This is a genomic window from Actinomycetota bacterium, from assembly GCA_030774015.1.
GTDB lineage: Bacteria > Actinomycetota > UBA4738 > UBA4738 > JACQTL01 > JALYLZ01.
In genome coordinates this window covers 15,314-30,109 of sequence record JALYLZ010000018.1, presented here as the reverse complement: position 1 = coordinate 30,109, position 14,796 = coordinate 15,314, and the positions used below count along the sequence as shown (strand labels likewise).

The window sequence follows — 14,796 nt, the reverse complement described above, 5'->3', positions numbered from 1 at the left end:
CGTCCGTGTCGTCGCGGTGTTCGAGCTCCGGGGCCGGCCCGAGGCGACCGAAGCGCTGCTCGAGGCGCTGGCCGACCAGTCCCCCCAGGTTCGCCGGGAAGCGGTGAAGGCGCTCGAGGACGCCCCCCCCGACGCCACCGTCAGGAGGGCGCTCATCGAGGTGATCGCCCAGGACCTCTCGCCGGCCGTCCGGCAGGAAGCCGTGCGTGTCCTGGCCGCGTTCCTCGGCAGTGCGGGCGACGCGGGCGCGGCCTAGGTAGCGCCGGTCAGGCCACGGCCGGCACGACCTCCCGGCCGATCAGGGCGACCATCTCCACGTCGGCGTGGGCCAGGTGCTGGAGCATGACCCGGTCCACCCCGGCGGCCTCCAGCGCATGCAGCTTCGTGACGACCTCGTCGACGGTGCCGGTGATCCACTCGTCGGCCGTGGCCCGCAGCAGCTCGGACGGGTCGTCGGTGCTCCGGCGCCGCTCCTGGACCCGCCGGGCCCGCTCCAGCAGCTCCGCCCGATCCGTGCCCACGATGCACCCCGTCATCACCGAGAACCGCAGCGAGGCCGGGTCGCGGTCCGCCCGCTCCCACGCCTCGGCGACGACGCCGCGCCGGCGCTCGCACTCCGCGGCCGAGGAGAACACCGTGTTGTACTCGTCCGCCCACAGCGCGGCCAGACGGGCGCTGCCCGGACCCGCCGCCCCGCCCACGATGACCGGCGGATGCGGCTGCTGGACCGGCTTCGGCAGGGCCCGGCACCCTTCCAGCCGGTAGTGCTGCCCCTGGAACGAGAACTCCTCCTCGCTCCACTGGCGGTGGACGATCTCGAGCTGCTCCGCGAGCATCCGCATCCGCGTGGGGGTGTCCGGGAACGGGAACCCGTACTGCTGGTGGTCGGCGTGGTACCACCCGGCGCCCATCCCCACCTCGATCCGGCCGCTCGAGGCGTGGTCCGCGGTGACGGCCATCTTCGCCAGGACCGACGGGTGGCGGAACGTCACCGGCGAGACCAGCGTCCCCAGTCGGATGCGTTCCGTTCGGGCGGCCAGGGCGGTGAGCACGGCCCAGGCGTCGAGCGAGCCGCTCCCCGGCCCGCTCCCGATCGGCGCGTAATGGTCCGACCGGAACAGCCCGTCCAGCCCGTGCTCCTCACACGCCAGCGCCAGGGCCAGCCACTGGTCCCAGGTGACGTCCTCCTGCCCCTCGATCATCATGCAGACGCGCACGGCTCCTCCTCTTCCCGCCCGTGAGGCTTTCCATCCCGGCTCCGTATGATGAACCCTTGGTGCCCTCCAACGACCTGTTCCTGCGTGCGTGCCGGCGCGAACCGACGGATCACACCCCCGTGTGGTTCATGCGCCAGGCCGGGCGGTACCAGCGCGACTACCAGGCACTGCGGAAGCGGTTCGGGATCCTGGAGATCTGCCGGACGCCCGAGCTCGCCGCCGAGGTCACGCTCAGTCCCGTCCGCCAGCTGGGCGTGGACGCGGCCATCCTGTTCTCCGACATCGTGGTGCCGGTCGCGGCGATGGGGATCGACGTTCGGATCGAGGAGGGGCGGGGGCCGGTCGTGGACGCACCCCTGCGGACCTCGTCGGACGTGAAGCGGCTACGGCCGCTGGAGCCGGAGCGCGACGTGCCGTTCGTGCTGGAGGCCGTCCGCATGGTGGTCCGGGAGCTGGACGTCCCCCTCATCGGGTTCGCCGGGGCTCCCTTCACCCTGGCCAGCTACCTGATCGAAGGAGGATCGTCCCGGAACTTCACCCGGACCAAGGCGCTCATGCTGGAGGGCTCTGCCACGTGGCGGGACCTGATGGAGCGCCTGGGAGCTGCGGTCCTGGCGTACGCCCGCGCGCAGGTGGAGGCCGGCGCCTCGGCCGTGCAGATCTTCGACAGCTGGGTGGGGGCGCTGGGGCCGGATGACTACGAGGAACACGTCCTGCCCTTCGTCCGGCCCATCTTCGAGGGCCTGGCCGGGCTGGGGGTCCCGCTGATCCACTTCGGGGTCGGCACCAGCGAGCTGCTGGAGCTGATGCGCGACGCCGGGGCGGACGTGGTCGGCGTGGACTGGCGCATCCCGCTGGACCGGGCCCGGGAGCGCCTCGGCCCGGGCGTGGCCATCCAGGGAAACCTGGACCCGGCTGTGTTGCTGGCTCCGTGGGAGGTCGTGGAGCGGCGCGCTCGGGACGTGCTGGCCCGGGCCGGCGGCCGCCCCGGTCACGTGTTCAACCTGGGGCACGGTGTCCTGCCGGAGACGGCGCCCGAGACCCTTCGCCGGCTCACGGAGCTGGTGCACGACGTGTCCGCTCGGCAGGAGGTGCCGGCCCCATGATCGGCGTGCTGGCCATGTCGTACGGGACCGCCCGCGGGCCGGACGACGTGGAGGCGTACTACACCCACGTGCGGCGGGGACGGCCTCCCACGCCGGAGCTGCTCCAGGAGCTGACCGAGCGGTACCGGGCCATCGGCGGCCGGTCTCCGCTCATCGAGATCACCGAGGCCCAAGTGACCGGCTTGGAGAAGCTGCTGAACGAAGGCGGGTACGGGGACGGGGGCGTTGACGGCTCCGAGGAGTTCCGCGTGTACCACGGGATGAAGCACCAGCGGCCGTACCTGGAGGACGTCGTCGAGCAGATGGCCGCCGACGGCATCGAGGGCGCGGTCGGCCTGGTGCTGGCGCCCCACTACTCGCGGTTTTCGGTGGGGGAGTACGTGGAGCGGGTCGAACGTGCGGCGGCCGCCGGCGGGCCGCGGTTCTCGTTCGTGAAGAGCTACGCGACGCATCCGGCGTTCGTGGCCTTTGTGGCGTCGCGGGTCCGGGAGGCCCGGGACCGGCTCCCCGACGACGAGCGTGACGCCGCATCGGTCGTGTTCTCGGCGCACAGCCTGCCGGAGCGCATCCTGGCCGCCGGCGACCGCTATCCTGACGAGCTGGCCGGGACCGCCGACGCGGTGGCGTCCCGACTGGGGCTGTCGAGCTACCGGACGGCCTGGCAGAGCGCCGGCCGGACCGGCGAGCCCTGGCTCGGTCCCGACCTCTCGGACGTCCTGCGGGACATGGCCGAGCAGGGCGTCCCCGCCGTGGTGTCCTGCCCGGTGGGCTTCGTGTGCGACCACCTTGAGATCCTGTACGACATCGACATCGAGGCGCAGTCGGTGGCCCAGGAGGTCGGTCTCACCATGGTCCGGACCGAGTCGCCCAACGACGACCCGCGGTTCCTGGCGGCTCTGGCCCAGGTGATCCGCGACCACCTCGAGAAGGAGAGCGCATGACCGAGACCGCGGAGGTTTGGGCCTACTACCCCGTATTCCACGCATTCCATCCGCGCTTTGAGAGTCAGGAGGATCCGGACTACCTGATCCACCGCACCGAGCTGCTGTTCAAGGAATGGGAGGACCGGGTGCAGGTCCGGGGCTTCTATTCGTCCGCCGGATTCTCCGCGCGGGGCGAGCTGATGATGTGGTGGGTGGCGAGCTCCGCGGACGACGTCCAGGCCCTCGCGGTGGAGTTCCTGCGGTCGCCGCTGGGCCGGCTGATGATGCAGGGCCACGCGTTCCTGGGCGTGGTCCGGCCGCCCGAGACCGCTCCCGACCACGTCCCCGCCTTCGTCCGCGGAGAGCCTCCCAGGAAGTACCTCTGCGTGTATCCGTTCGTTCGGACTCCGGAGTGGTACCTGCTACCGAAGCAGGAGCGCGGCGGCCTGCTGGCCGAGCACGGCGAGATGGGCAGACGCTTTCCCGGCGTGCTGCCCAACACCACCAGCGCGTTTGGCCTGGGGGACTGGGAGTGGATCCTGGCGTTCGAGGCGGACGACCTGACCGAGCTGGTCGACTGCATCCGGTTCCTCCGGACATCGAAGTCTCGGCTGTACGTGAAGGAGGAGACGCCCTTCGTCACCGGGACCCGCAAGCCGCTGGCCGAGGTGATCCGGGACGTCGTCTGACCCGGGCGTCCTGAGGATCGGCACACGGGGGTCGGCCCTGGCGCTGGCTCAGGCCCGGGAGGTCGCTGTGGCTCTGGAACGCATCGGCGTGGCCTCCGAGCTCGCTCCCATCACGACGTCGGGAGACCGCGGAGCGTCGCCGGCGTCGTCCCCCGCCGGGGTCAAGGGGCTGTTCGTGGCCGAGATCGTCCGGGCCCTCCAGGACGGTGAGGTCGACCTGGCCGTCCACTCGGCCAAGGACCTTCCCTCCGAGGACCCCGACGGCGTGGTGGTCGCGGCGGTCCCACAGCGCGCTTCTCCCTTCGACGTGCTGGTCGCCAGGGAACCGACTCTGGGTGACGGAGCGACCGTGGGCAGCTCGAGCCTCCGCCGCCAGGGACAGCTGCACCTGGCCCGTCCGAACCTCCGTGTGGTGGACGTCCGCGGCAACGTCGACACCCGCCTGCGGAAGATGCAGGAGGGGCTGGTGGACGGCCTGGTCCTGGCGGCCGCCGGCCTGGCCCGGCTGGGAATCGAACCGGAGCACGCCGAGCTCCTGTCGGTCGGGGAGATGGTCCCCGCTCCCGGCCAGGGCGCGCTGGCCGTGCAGACGCGCCCGGAGGGTCCCGCCCGGGACCTCGTGGCTCGTCTGGAGCACGAACCGTCCCGGACGGCCTTCGAGGCGGAACGGCACGTGGTGGCCCTGCTGGGCGGGGGGTGTTCGCTCCCTTTGGGGGCATACGCGGAGGTGGACAACGGCACCGTCCGCCTGGTCGCGGTGGTCCTCCGGCCGGACGGGTCGGACGCGGTCCGGGCGGAGGCCGAGGCGGAGCACGCGGAGGTGGCCGCGGGGCTGGTCGTCGACGACATCCGCGCCCGCGGGGGCGCCAGGATCCTGGAAGACCTGGCCCGATGACCCTGGAGGGCAAATGCGTGCTGGTGACCCGTCCGGCGGAGGAAGCCGGGTCCCTCACCAGCATCCTTCGGGAGCGCGGGGTGCGGGTGTTCGAGGCCCCCACCATCGAGATCGACCCCGTGGACGACAGCTCGGAGCTGGACCGCGCCGTGAGGCAACTCGCCGCAGGCGAGTTCGCGTGGGTCTCGTTCACCAGCCCTCGGGCCGTCGACGTCCTGCTGGGGCGGCTCCACCGGTTCGGCCTCCCGCCCCGTCTGCCGGCGAAGGTGGCTGCGGTGGGACCGGCCACCGCGGAGCGGCTGGCGACCGTCGGGGTCGAGGTGGACCTGATGGCCGACCCCCACACCACGGCGGCGCTCGGCGAGGCCTTCCCACAGGGTTCGGGCCGGGTGCTGTTTCCCCGGGCCGACATCGCCCCGGAGGGCCTGGAAGACGTCCTGGTCGCGAAGGGATGGACGCCGGTTCGGGTCGATGCTTACCGAACCCGGTTCCTCGAGGGGCTGCCGGAGGATGCCCGCCGGGCCCTGGACGGGGACGAGGTGGACGTCGTGGTGTTCACCAGCAGCTCCACCGTCCAGGGGTTCGCTAGGATGGCGGGCGCAACGGGTCGGGCGTGCGCCATGTGCATCGGCCCGGTGACGGCCGACGCGGCCCGCCGCGCCGGCTTCGAGGTGTGCTGGGTGGCCGAGCCGCACACGATCGACGGGCTCGTCCGCAAGCTCGAGGAGGTGTACGCATGACACCCGCCTTTCCGCTTTCCCGTCCCCGCCGGATGCGGCAGCGAGAGGCGCTGCGCCGGTTGGTCCGGGAGACCGACCTCACGCCCCGCAACCTCATCGCCCCGCTGTTCGTGAAGGAAGGGATCGAGGAGCCGGCGCCCATCCAGTCCATGCCCGGCCACGCCCAGCACACGCTGGAGTCGCTGCGCAAGGAAGCCGTGGACATCGCGTCGCGCGGCGTGACCGCGTTCGTGCTGTTCGGCGTACCCGCGCGCAAGGACGCCGAAGGAACCGAGTCCCACAACCCCGAGGGCATCGCCCAGAGGGGACTGCGAGCGCTCGAGGAGGAGCTGGGCCACGACGCGGTCGTCATCGCCGACCTGTGCCTGGACGAGTACACGGACCACGGCCACTGCGGCGTGCTCACCGATGGCGGCCTGGTGGACAACGACCGAACGCTCGACGTCTATCGCCGTATCGCGGTAGCCCAAGCCGAGGCCGGCGCCGACCTGGTGGCGCCGTCCGGGATGATGGACGGGCAGGTCGCGGCGATCCGTGAGGCCCTGGACGAGGCCGGCCACACCGGCGTCGGCATCCTGGCGTACGCGGCCAAGTTCGCCTCGGCCTTCTACGGGCCCTTCCGCGACGCCGCCGAATGCGCGCCGCAGTTCGGCGACCGCACCGGCTACCAGATGGACCCCGCCAATGCCGAGGAGGCGCTCCGCGAGGTCCTGGCCGACATCGACGAGGGCGCGGACATGGTCATGGTGAAGCCCGCGTTGCCATACCTCGACGTGATCCGCACGGTGAAGGACGCCACGGGCTTCCCGCTGGCCGCCTACAACGTCTCCGGCGAGTACGCCATGGTCAAGGCCGCCGCCGAGCGGGGCTGGATCGACGGCCGGAAGGTGGCCCTGGAGGTCCTCACCGGCATCCGCCGGGCAGGGGCCGACCTCATCCTGACCTATCACGCGAAGGAAGCCGCGGACTGGCTGAACGAATAGCCGGGTCGTCCAGCGCCGTGTCCCGCGGCTCGGCTACGAGGGCTGGAACCGATAGGCGCCGTTGGCGCGCGTCACGTGCCCGTAGCCCACGTGGAAGGCGACGATGGGCGATCCGTCCTGGGCCGCCCTGTCGAGGAGCCGCCGGCGCGTCTGCACGGTCAGGTTCGGGATGGCATCGAAGGCGGACAGCCACTCGGGATGTTCGAAGTCGAGCTGGTGCACAACGGCGTCCGCCACGTAGAGCAGCCCCTCGCCGCCCGAGGTGATGGCCACCACGGCGTGGCCGGGGGTGTGGCCGGGCGCGGGCAGCAACCGGACGCCGGGAAGGACGTCGGTCTCCTCCCCGACGGGCTCTACCAGCCCCGCCTGCTCGAGGACCGGGAAGGTCATCCGGGCGGGCCCGAGCAGCATCTCGGGAAGCGCATCCGCGGCGGGCGAGGTCCAGAAGTCCCACTCGCTCTGCCACACGTGGTGGCGGGCTCTCCCGTACGTGGGGACACGTGCTCCATCGCGCTCCATGGTCAGGCCGCCGATATGGTCGGCATGGCCGTGCGAGATGACCACGACGTCCACGTCGCCGGGCCCCACGCCGGCCTCGCGAAGCGACCCCTGGAGCTTCCCCACGGGCGCGTCGGGCCCGGCCAGGTCCCCCAGGCCCGCGTCGATCAGCGCGACACGGTCACCGGACCGGACCAGCAGGCAGTGATAGGTCGAGGGCACCATGCCGTCCTCATCGACGTAGCCCTGGAGCGCCGTGTCCCGCTCCTCCGCGGCGACGTTCGAGAACATCGCCTCTCTCGGATAGGGATTCGTGCCGTCGCTCAACAACCAGCAATCGATTTCCCCAACCGAGAGCCTGCGGGCGCCATCCATCGATCCCCCTTCCTCGTCGGATCCCGACCGGCGCATCAAAGCACGACGCCAGCATGGGGGTCCACCCGGATCGGAACATCCGTCACGTGACCGAGTTCGTGAACTGTGGCCACGGGTGTCGGTTCACGGACGCCTCTGGTAGGGAGGAGCTCGTCGTCGGGCACGTCGCGCAGCACCCGTGCCGGCGAGCCAACGACCAGCTTGCGCGGCGGGACGTCCTTCGCCGAAACCGCGCCCGCGTCAACGAATGCCTCGCTGCCGACCCTCGCACCGTCTCGCGCGACCTTTGCGCGGCCGGCGCCCAACGCGCGCGTCGTGCTCGGATCCGTCTGACCACAAACGAAGCAGCCCCGAAGGGGGCCAGGGCCGGACGGTCCGGAGGGTGCTGCCGGCTCCCGTAGACTGCCCTCAGCCTTCCAGGGAGGGGTGCTGCCGTGGCTGGGAGTGGGCCACGCATGGTCGGGGCGCGAGCTCGAGCTCGAACGGCTGGACGCCGCACTGGACGCCGCACCCTCCGGTACCCGCGCCGAGGTCGTCGAGGGAGAGGGAGGCGCCGGTAAGACGACTCTGTGGCGAGAAGCCCTCCTCCACGCGGCGGACCGATGCTACACCGTGCTGTCCTGTCACCCCGCCGAGTCGGAGGCGAAGCTCTCGTTCCAGGGCCTCGCCGACCTGCTCGGCCCCGTCCTGGACGCCACCATCGGAGAGCTGCCCGTTCCCCAGCGGCACGCACTGGAGGTCGCGCTGCTCGGGAGCGAGGAGGCCGGTGGCCCCGTCGACCTCCGAACGGTCTGCATGGGAGCGCTGGAAATCCTGCGTGTCGTGTGCCTCCGTACCATCGATCGCGCTCGGTCCAGTTCCGTCTGCCCGATGAAGAGGTGGCCGCCCGGCGAGCCGCCGTGCTGGACGTGATCGACACCTTCAGCTTGGTTGCCATCGGCGAGCGGATCCTCGAGCGGGCGACCGACCCGTTCCCGACGACGCTCGGGTCCCCGGACGCGATCCATCTGGCGAGCGCCCGGCTGGTTCGGGACCGGTTCGAGGACCTCTCCCTGGCCACGCACGACGTGGAGCTGGCCGTCGCGGCCCGCGCGGTGGGGTTCCGCGTCCATGGCGTGCCCCTACGGAGGGCGAACGCCTGAGCGCCGCTCGGGCCTTTCCTCCATACTGGCCCGGTGGTTCCTTGGTGGACCGCAGACTGCCCATGACCATCCACATCCGCAGGGATCAGGAGATCCATCGCGAGGAGGGCGGGTGGTTCACCGCCCGGTGGCACTTCTCGTTCGACCGGTACTACGACCCCGAGTACATGGGGTTCGGGAACATGCGGGTGTTCAACGACGACCGGTTGATCCCCGGCGCGATCTGGCCGATGCACCCGCACCGCGACATCGAGGGGCTGACGTACGTCGTGGAGGGCCTGTTCCGCCACCAGGACGACGTCGGAGGGCCACCGGGGCCACTCCCGGCCGGGTCGGTGCAGCGCATGACACTCGGCAGCGGCGCCTGGCATTCCGAGCAGAACGGCTCGGAGACCGAACCGATGCGGTTCATCCAGATCTGGATCCTCCCGTCGGAGCGCGGGCTCCCGCCCGGGGTCGAGCAGCGCGTGTTCACCAAGGAGGGCCGGACCGGGCGGCTGCTGCGCGCCATCTCGCCGGAGGGCGGCGACGCCGTGAAGGTGCACGGAGACGCGTCGGTGTTCGTGTCGGCGCTCGCCCCCGGCGACGCAGTGGGCCACCAGGTCGCCGACGGTCGCGGTGCGTACCTCTACGTGATCTCAGGCGCCCTGGAAGCGAACGGGGAGCGCATGGCCACCGGGGACGCCGCGCGCATCCGGAGCGAACCCGACCTGAAGCTCGCCGCGGCCGAGGACACCGAGCTCATCCTGGTCGACGTGGCGCTCTCGTAGGAACGACCGGGTGGCCTGGCGGACCTTCGGCGAGTCCCTGGTGACCCTGGTGGTGATCCTGGACCCGCTGGGAACCGTCCCGGTGTTCCTGAGCGTGACCCAGCCGCTCGACCAACGGGCCCGGAACCGGGCCGCCTACGTGGCCGTGCTGGTGGCGGCGATCGTCCTGGGCGCGTTCGTCGCGTTCGGACAGGCCCTCCTCCAGTACCTCTCGATCAGCGTGGAGAGCCTGATGGTGGCGGGGGGCGTGCTGCTGTTCATCGTGGCCCTGGAGATGCTGCGGGGCGCGGAGAGCATGAGCGCCACCCACGAGGGGGCCAGCGTGGCCCTGGTGCCGATCGGCACGCCCCTGCTGGCCGGGCCGGGCGCCATCGTGGCGACCATCGTCCTGATCCGGCAGCACCCCGGGCTGATCCAGCGGGTGGCCGTCGTGGGCGGCCTGGTGGTGGCGCTGATCCTGGTGCTGGCCACGCTGCGGTTCGCCTCGGCGTTCTCCCGGTTCCTGCGGCCCTCGGCCATCCACTTCGTGACGCGGATCATGGGCCTGTTGCTCACGGCCATCGCGGTGCAGCTGGTGGTCGACGCCGTGGGCCGGTGGCAGCGCTTCGGCCTGGGATAGCCCGGTCGAAGATCCGTCTTTCCTACCGAATGCGGCATGGCATACAGTGGCCACGTCTTGCCGGTCCGGGGCGGAAGGGGAGGGGACGATGCGACTGCTGCGTGGTGTGTTCGCCGTGGTCTTGCTGGGAGGGATCGTGGCCGGGATCGCGCCGGCGGCGGGCGCCTCGCCGGCCACCTATCGGGTCCAGGCCGACACGTTCCCGCCCGGCCAGGAGCCCTGGGAGTTCACCCAGTTCTTCCCGTCGGGCGGCCTCACCGTCCACCAGGGCGACCTGGTCGACGCCACCTTCAGCGGGTTCGGGTTCCACACCGCCACGTTCGTCCCGTCGGCGCACCCCAACGCGTGGCGAAGCACCTGGCAGGCCCCCGGCGCCCCGTTCGCCGTCGAGGTACGTGACAACGCCCTCGGCGGAGACGACAACGAGATCGTGTTCAACCCGATCGCCATCGCCGACCGCCACAAGTGCGGGAAGGCGACGAGCAGTCCGTGCACGTTCAACGGCACCGATCCCCTGAACGCGGGCGGCCACGGGAGCGGGCAGTCCTTCTTCGTCCGGGTCGCCGCGCCCCCCGGCCAGTACTCCCTGCTGTGCCTTCTGCACGCCCACATGCAGATCCCCCTCACCGTGGCGGCGCCGGATGCGTCGATCCCGAGCCCCGGCACGGTGGACGCCCAGGCCAAGAAGGACATCGTCCACGCCAAGCAGGTGGACGGTCCGGCCGCGGACGCGCAGGCCCAGGCCGTGAACAGGAAGCCGCTGGCGGGGGGCAGCCACCTGGTGACCATCCACGACGGGGGAAGCGCGCGGGGCGTGAGCGCCATCGAGTTCAGCGACGAGGGGTTCACGCTCCACGTGGGGGACCGGCTCCGCGTGCTGGGGACGAACGAGATCCACACTGCCTCGTTCCCCATCAGCTCGTTCAAGTCGGTGCAGGGGTTCATCGTGCAATGCGAGCGGCCGGGACCGGACGTGGTGTTCCCGAAGAAGTGCGATCCGACGAAGCTGGAGTTCCTGCTGAGCCCCCAGCTGGTCCAGCCGACGCCGTCGCTCGTGCTCCGCGACCCGTCGAAGTTCGTCAACTCCGGGCTGCTCCACGCTGACAACGGGCTCGGCCTGCTGAACGGGCGGGCCGAGTCGACGTTCGTGGCCCGCGTGCCCGGCACCTACTCGATGATCTGTCTGATCCACGGTCCTTTCATGAGCACCACGGTGACCGTGAAACCCTGAATCAGGGCGTGAGTTGCCGCGAGGGGGGCGCTGGTCGCTCCCCTCAGCGCGTTCGGGAGACAATCCCCGAGGCATGGACATCTGGCTGGCCCGCCACGGCGCCACGGCGTGGTCTCGCTCGGGGCAGCACACGGGCGTCACCGACCTGCCGCTGCTCCCCGATGGTGAGGAGGAGGCCCGAGCCATCGGGCGCCGGCTGGACGGCCACCCGTTCGGCCGGGTGCTGTGCAGCCCGCTGTCCCGGGCCCGGGAGACCGCCCGCCTGGCCGGCCACCCCGACCCCGAGGTCACGGATCTCCTGCGGGAGGTCGACTACGGCCGGTACGAGGGCCTGACCACGAAGCAGATCCAGGCCGACCGGCCGGGATGGGAGCTCTTCGACGACGGCTCACCCGGCGGCGAGACCCCGGAGGAGATCGCGGAGCGAGCCGACCGCCTCCTGGCCGAGATCGGCGAGCCCGACGGCGACGTCCTGCTGTTCGGCCACGGACACATCCTGCGAGCCCTGGCCGCCCGCTATCTGGGAATGGAGGTCCGGGTGGCCGGCCTGCTTCGGCTGGACGCGGGCTCCCTGTCGACCCTCGGCCACGAGCACGACCACCACGCGCTGAACCTCTGGAACGGGCGGGTCCGGTAGCGCCTTCCTTCAGCCGGTCGGGGGCGTCCTGGGCCCGGGCCGTCTCCTGGACCCCACGGCGTGGCGGTACGTCTCGGGCGTTCCGATGGCGAAGAGCAGGGCGACGATGGTGGGCACGGCCGCGACGGCGAACGACGCATGGAAGCCCCACGCGCCGGCCACCGACCCGGCCACCAGCGGCCCTATGATGAACCCGAGGTCCCCGCAGAACCGGAACACCCCGATGGCGGTTCCCGACGACCCCTCCGGCACGACGTCCGAGAGCATCGCGGCGGGGGCCACCCCCGCGGCGCCGGTGGCGAGGCCGAAGACGCCCAGGATGGCGGCGTACGCCACGCCCGAACCTGCCTGCCCCAGGACCACGGTCATGATCACCATCGCCGCCAGTCCCGGGATCAGCACCGGACGGCGGCCCACCCGGTCGGCCACGGCCCCGGCCGGATACATCACGACGAGCTCCGCGGCCAGCGCGACGGCCAGCACCACCCCGATGCCCAGTGTGGACAGCCCCAGCCCGTCCCGGCCGAACAGCGGGACCAGGGTGTCGTAGACCCCCGCGACCATCCACGCGTAGGCAAGGTTCACCACCAGCGCGGTGACGTAGCCCCTGGTCCGGAGCAGCGCACGGAGCCGCTGTCCCAGCGGGGCCGGTTCCTCGTCCCGATCGGCCTCACCGTCGTTTCCGGCCGGCACGCGAAGGTACCGCCACACCAGGAAGCCCGCGGGGACCATGAGCCCGGAGTAGAAGAACAGGGGCGCGTTCAGGCCGAGCTGGTGGGCGATGAACCCGCCGAGGGGCCCGCCCGCGATGATCCCCATGTTGAGGGCGCCGTAGAACAATCCCAGCGTCCGTCCCATCTGCTGCTTGGGCACGATCTTCAGCAGGTAGCTGTACATGGCCGTGAACATCGCCGACGATCCGGCGCCGCCCACGGCCCGGAACAGCACGGCGAGGGCGAACGTCGGCGCCAGGCCGGTCAGGAGCGAGGAGACCAGCAGCACGGCGAGGCCGGAGGTGGCCACGGTGCGTTCGCCGTAGCGGTCGACCACCGGTCCGGACACCACGTCGAAGATCAGGCGGGCCACCGCGAACATCGAGATCAGCAGCCCGGCGGCCCCATACCCGACGCCGAACGATCGCGCGTACAGGGGCAGGATCGGCGCCACGATCCCGTAGCCGAGCATCATGACGAAGACGGCCCCGATCGCCACCCGCACGGCGGGGTCCGCCAGGATCTGGAACAGGGTGCCTCGCTCCGCCCGAGCGCTCATCGGTCGGCGAGTCTACGCGGCCGAACCGTGCGCCCCGTCCGCGTTCGCGCCGGCTGAGACGTGCGATACATCATTGCCTCCTGATGATACAACGTGGTATCATGGTGCCGTGATGGATAGTGAACATGCCGCCGGGATGGCCCGGGCCCTGAGCGATCCGCTCCGGATCGAGATCCTGAGCCTCCTGCTGGCCGGCGGGGCAACCAGCGCGGAGGCCGGTGGGGCCACCGTCGCGGAGATGGTCGCCGCGACGGGATCGACCCAGCCCAACATGTCCAACCACCTCGCCGTCCTCCGCAAGGAGGGTCTGATCCGGGCGGTGCGAGCGGGGCGCCAGATGCGCTACGCGTTGGCCGGCGCGCAGGTGGCCCAGCTCGTGGAGGCCCTGGTGACGCTGTCCGGGTCGAAGGGCCGGCCCGCTCCGGCCTCACCCCTGGCCGAAGCCCGGAGCTGCTACGACCACCTGGCGGGCCGGCTCGGGGTGGCCGTCCTCGATGCCCTGGTTCGGAAGCAGGCGCTCGGCCCCCCCGGTCCTGGCGGTGCCATCGGCCTCGGTCCCGGCGCGGCGGGAGTCTTCCACGCCCTCAGGGTGGATCCGGCGGAGGCGGCGAAGGCCCGCCGGCGGTTCGCGTTCGCGTGCCTGGACTGGAGCGAGCGCCGGGCCCACCTGGGCGGGGCGCTCGGCGCCGCGCTCCTCGACCGGCTGCTCGCCTCCGGTTGGGTGGTGAGGCAGCCCGGCACCCGGGCCCTCCTGGTCACCACGGAAGGCCGTCGCGGGTTGCGCAGGACCCTCGGCGTCGCCGGCCGGTGACCAGGGCCCAGGGTCCGAGCGACCCCGGAGACGGCTACGGCAGGTCGATCTCCATGCCCTCGTAGGCCAGGCCGATCTCGCCGCCGTTCTCCCCCCACAGCTCCTGGGCGCGCACCAGAATGGCCTCGAGGTCGTCGTCGGTGTGCAGCGGATCGTGGTGGAACAGCACCAGCCTCCGGACCTTGGCGATCTGGGCGAACGTCACCACGTGGTCGGTGCTGGAGTGCCCCCACCCCACCTTGCGTGCGTACTCCTTCTCGGTGTACTGGCCGTCGTGCAGCAGCACGTCGGCGCCGTAGGCCACGCCGTAGCCGGAGATCCAGTCCGGCGACACCGTCTTCAGATCGACACCGAGGGCGGGCTCGTGGTCGGGCATGAACACGAACACCTTCCCACCCTCGTCCAGGCGGTAGCCCACGGTGGGGCCGGGGTGGGAGATGGGCTGGGCCGAGATAGTGGCGGCGCCGATCTGCCACTCGCCCTCGGGGACGTCGTGGAAGATGGGGTGCGAGGGCACGTCCGACAGGTGCACCGGGAACAGGGGCGGCGACATGTACGTGGCGACGCGCTCCTCCAGGGTCTTCAGGGGCGAGGCGGGCCCCCAGATGTGCAGCTCGCAGCGGTCCCGGGGCCACCATAGCGGGGCGAAGAACGCCAGTCCCTCCAGGTGGTCCAGGTGAAGGTGGGTCAGCAGCAGGTCGATCCGCGCTGGTGGGTCCTCCTCCAGGTGGATGCCGAGCGGCCGCGCGCCTGTTCCCGCGTCCAGGACCAGCACGCTGCCGTCGGCCAGGCGGAGCTCGACGCTGGAGGTGTTCCCGCCGTAGCGGATGGTGTCCGGGCCCGGCGAGGCCAGCGAGCCGCGGCATCCCCACACCTTCGCGTGCACGG

The 14,796-nt window shown here is 71.5% G+C and carries 18 protein-coding genes; 14 read left to right on the top strand and 4 right to left on the bottom strand.

Annotated features, from left to right (window positions below):
- Positions 1-256, top strand: a 256-nt coding sequence (locus M3Q23_01250; protein MDP9340739.1) for a sister chromatid cohesion protein PDS5, incomplete at its 5' end; no start/stop codon positions are given.
- Between the two features lie 10 nt (positions 257-266).
- On the opposite strand, the gene M3Q23_01245 is transcribed toward M3Q23_01250, so the two are convergent.
- The gene (locus tag M3Q23_01245; protein ID MDP9340738.1) at positions 267-1,217 is read right to left on the bottom strand and encodes a TIGR03560 family F420-dependent LLM class oxidoreductase; all 951 of its coding nucleotides are present in this window, start codon (positions 1,215-1,217) and stop codon (positions 267-269) included.
- 56 nt (positions 1,218-1,273) lie between these two features.
- Here M3Q23_01245 and hemE point away from each other — a divergent pair, with 56 nt between their 5' ends.
- The 6 genes from hemE to hemB all read left to right on the top strand — a co-directional run bounded on the left by hemE (position 1,274) and on the right by hemB (position 6,553).
- Complete coding sequence (gene hemE / locus M3Q23_01240) at positions 1,274-2,323, top strand: uroporphyrinogen decarboxylase (protein MDP9340737.1); 1,050 nt, start codon at positions 1,274-1,276, stop codon at positions 2,321-2,323.
- Positions 2,320-3,264 carry a ferrochelatase gene (gene hemH / locus M3Q23_01235; GenBank protein MDP9340736.1) on the top strand — a complete coding sequence of 315 codons (945 nt, stop codon included), beginning with the start codon at positions 2,320-2,322 and terminating at the stop codon, positions 3,262-3,264. The genes hemE and hemH overlap by 4 nt, the downstream gene beginning before the upstream one ends.
- The gene (locus tag M3Q23_01230) at positions 3,261-3,935 is read left to right on the top strand and encodes a chlorite dismutase family protein (GenBank protein ID MDP9340735.1); all 675 of its coding nucleotides are present in this window, start codon (positions 3,261-3,263) and stop codon (positions 3,933-3,935) included. The genes hemH and M3Q23_01230 overlap by 4 nt, the downstream gene beginning before the upstream one ends.
- A 67-nt stretch (positions 3,936-4,002) precedes the next feature.
- A complete protein-coding gene (gene hemC / locus M3Q23_01225) occupies positions 4,003-4,830 on the top strand; it encodes a hydroxymethylbilane synthase (protein ID MDP9340734.1) in 828 nt (275 codons plus the stop codon).
- On the top strand, positions 4,827-5,570 hold the full coding sequence (locus M3Q23_01220; GenBank protein MDP9340733.1) for a uroporphyrinogen-III synthase: 744 nt from the start codon (positions 4,827-4,829) through the stop codon (positions 5,568-5,570). Before hemC ends, M3Q23_01220 begins: the two co-directional genes overlap by 4 nt.
- Positions 5,567-6,553: a porphobilinogen synthase gene (gene hemB / locus M3Q23_01215; protein ID MDP9340732.1), complete on the top strand. Its 987-nt coding sequence runs from the start codon at positions 5,567-5,569 to the stop codon at positions 6,551-6,553. Before M3Q23_01220 ends, hemB begins: the two co-directional genes overlap by 4 nt.
- A 33-nt stretch (positions 6,554-6,586) precedes the next feature.
- Here the strand turns inward: hemB and M3Q23_01210 are convergent, their stop codons facing one another.
- Positions 6,587-7,378 carry an MBL fold metallo-hydrolase gene (locus tag M3Q23_01210; protein MDP9340731.1) on the bottom strand — a complete coding sequence of 264 codons (792 nt, stop codon included), beginning with the start codon at positions 7,376-7,378 and terminating at the stop codon, positions 6,587-6,589.
- A gap of 474 nt (positions 7,379-7,852) precedes the next feature.
- Here M3Q23_01210 and M3Q23_01205 point away from each other — a divergent pair, with 474 nt between their 5' ends.
- The 6 genes from M3Q23_01205 (at position 7,853) to M3Q23_01180 (ending at position 11,825) form a co-directional block, all read left to right on the top strand.
- On the top strand, positions 7,853-8,338 hold the full coding sequence (locus tag M3Q23_01205) for an ATP-binding protein (GenBank protein MDP9340730.1): 486 nt from the start codon (positions 7,853-7,855) through the stop codon (positions 8,336-8,338).
- Positions 8,305-8,568, top strand: coding sequence for a hypothetical protein (locus tag M3Q23_01200; protein ID MDP9340729.1), 264 nt, complete (start codon positions 8,305-8,307; stop codon positions 8,566-8,568). The genes M3Q23_01205 and M3Q23_01200 overlap by 34 nt, the downstream gene beginning before the upstream one ends.
- Before the next feature lie 44 nt (positions 8,569-8,612).
- Complete coding sequence (locus tag M3Q23_01195) at positions 8,613-9,338, top strand: pirin family protein (GenBank protein MDP9340728.1); 726 nt, start codon at positions 8,613-8,615, stop codon at positions 9,336-9,338.
- A 10-nt stretch (positions 9,339-9,348) separates the two neighbouring features.
- Positions 9,349-9,957, top strand: a complete 609-nt coding sequence (locus tag M3Q23_01190; GenBank protein MDP9340727.1) for a MarC family protein — start codon at positions 9,349-9,351, stop codon at positions 9,955-9,957.
- An 88-nt stretch (positions 9,958-10,045) separates the two neighbouring features.
- Positions 10,046-11,188: a hypothetical protein gene (locus M3Q23_01185; GenBank protein ID MDP9340726.1), complete on the top strand. Its 1,143-nt coding sequence runs from the start codon at positions 10,046-10,048 to the stop codon at positions 11,186-11,188.
- Between the two features lie 73 nt (positions 11,189-11,261).
- The gene (locus M3Q23_01180) at positions 11,262-11,825 is read left to right on the top strand and encodes a histidine phosphatase family protein (GenBank protein MDP9340725.1); all 564 of its coding nucleotides are present in this window, start codon (positions 11,262-11,264) and stop codon (positions 11,823-11,825) included.
- 9 nt (positions 11,826-11,834) lie between these two features.
- On the opposite strand, the gene M3Q23_01175 is transcribed toward M3Q23_01180, so the two are convergent.
- Complete coding sequence (locus tag M3Q23_01175) at positions 11,835-13,097, bottom strand: MFS transporter (GenBank protein ID MDP9340724.1); 1,263 nt, start codon at positions 13,095-13,097, stop codon at positions 11,835-11,837.
- 112 nt (positions 13,098-13,209) lie between these two features.
- Here M3Q23_01175 and M3Q23_01170 point away from each other — a divergent pair, with 112 nt between their 5' ends.
- The gene (locus M3Q23_01170; GenBank protein ID MDP9340723.1) at positions 13,210-13,908 is read left to right on the top strand and encodes a metalloregulator ArsR/SmtB family transcription factor; all 699 of its coding nucleotides are present in this window, start codon (positions 13,210-13,212) and stop codon (positions 13,906-13,908) included.
- A gap of 34 nt (positions 13,909-13,942) precedes the next feature.
- On the opposite strand, the gene M3Q23_01165 is transcribed toward M3Q23_01170, so the two are convergent.
- On the bottom strand, positions 13,943-14,794 hold the full coding sequence (locus M3Q23_01165) for an MBL fold metallo-hydrolase (GenBank protein MDP9340722.1): 852 nt from the start codon (positions 14,792-14,794) through the stop codon (positions 13,943-13,945).
- Positions 14,795-14,796 lie beyond the last annotated feature (2 nt).

What these genes read in the sequence shown, in the direction of transcription:
- M3Q23_01220 (MDP9340733.1), top strand. Translation starts at nt 4,827, where the DNA reads ATGACCCTGGAGGGCAAATGCGTGCTGGTGACCCGTCCGGCGGAGGAA.
- M3Q23_01170 (MDP9340723.1), top strand. Translation starts at nt 13,210, where the DNA reads ATGGATAGTGAACATGCCGCCGGGATGGCCCGGGCCCTGAGCGATCCG.
- M3Q23_01230 (MDP9340735.1), top strand. Translation starts at nt 3,261, where the DNA reads ATGACCGAGACCGCGGAGGTTTGGGCCTACTACCCCGTATTCCACGCA.
- M3Q23_01175 (MDP9340724.1), bottom strand. Translation starts at nt 13,097, where the DNA reads ATGAGCGCTCGGGCGGAGCGAGGCACCCTGTTCCAGATCCTGGCGGAC.
- hemH (MDP9340736.1), top strand. Translation starts at nt 2,320, where the DNA reads ATGATCGGCGTGCTGGCCATGTCGTACGGGACCGCCCGCGGGCCGGAC.
- M3Q23_01180 (MDP9340725.1), top strand. Translation starts at nt 11,262, where the DNA reads ATGGACATCTGGCTGGCCCGCCACGGCGCCACGGCGTGGTCTCGCTCG.
- M3Q23_01185 (MDP9340726.1), top strand. Translation starts at nt 10,046, where the DNA reads ATGCGACTGCTGCGTGGTGTGTTCGCCGTGGTCTTGCTGGGAGGGATC.
- hemB (MDP9340732.1), top strand. Translation starts at nt 5,567, where the DNA reads ATGACACCCGCCTTTCCGCTTTCCCGTCCCCGCCGGATGCGGCAGCGA.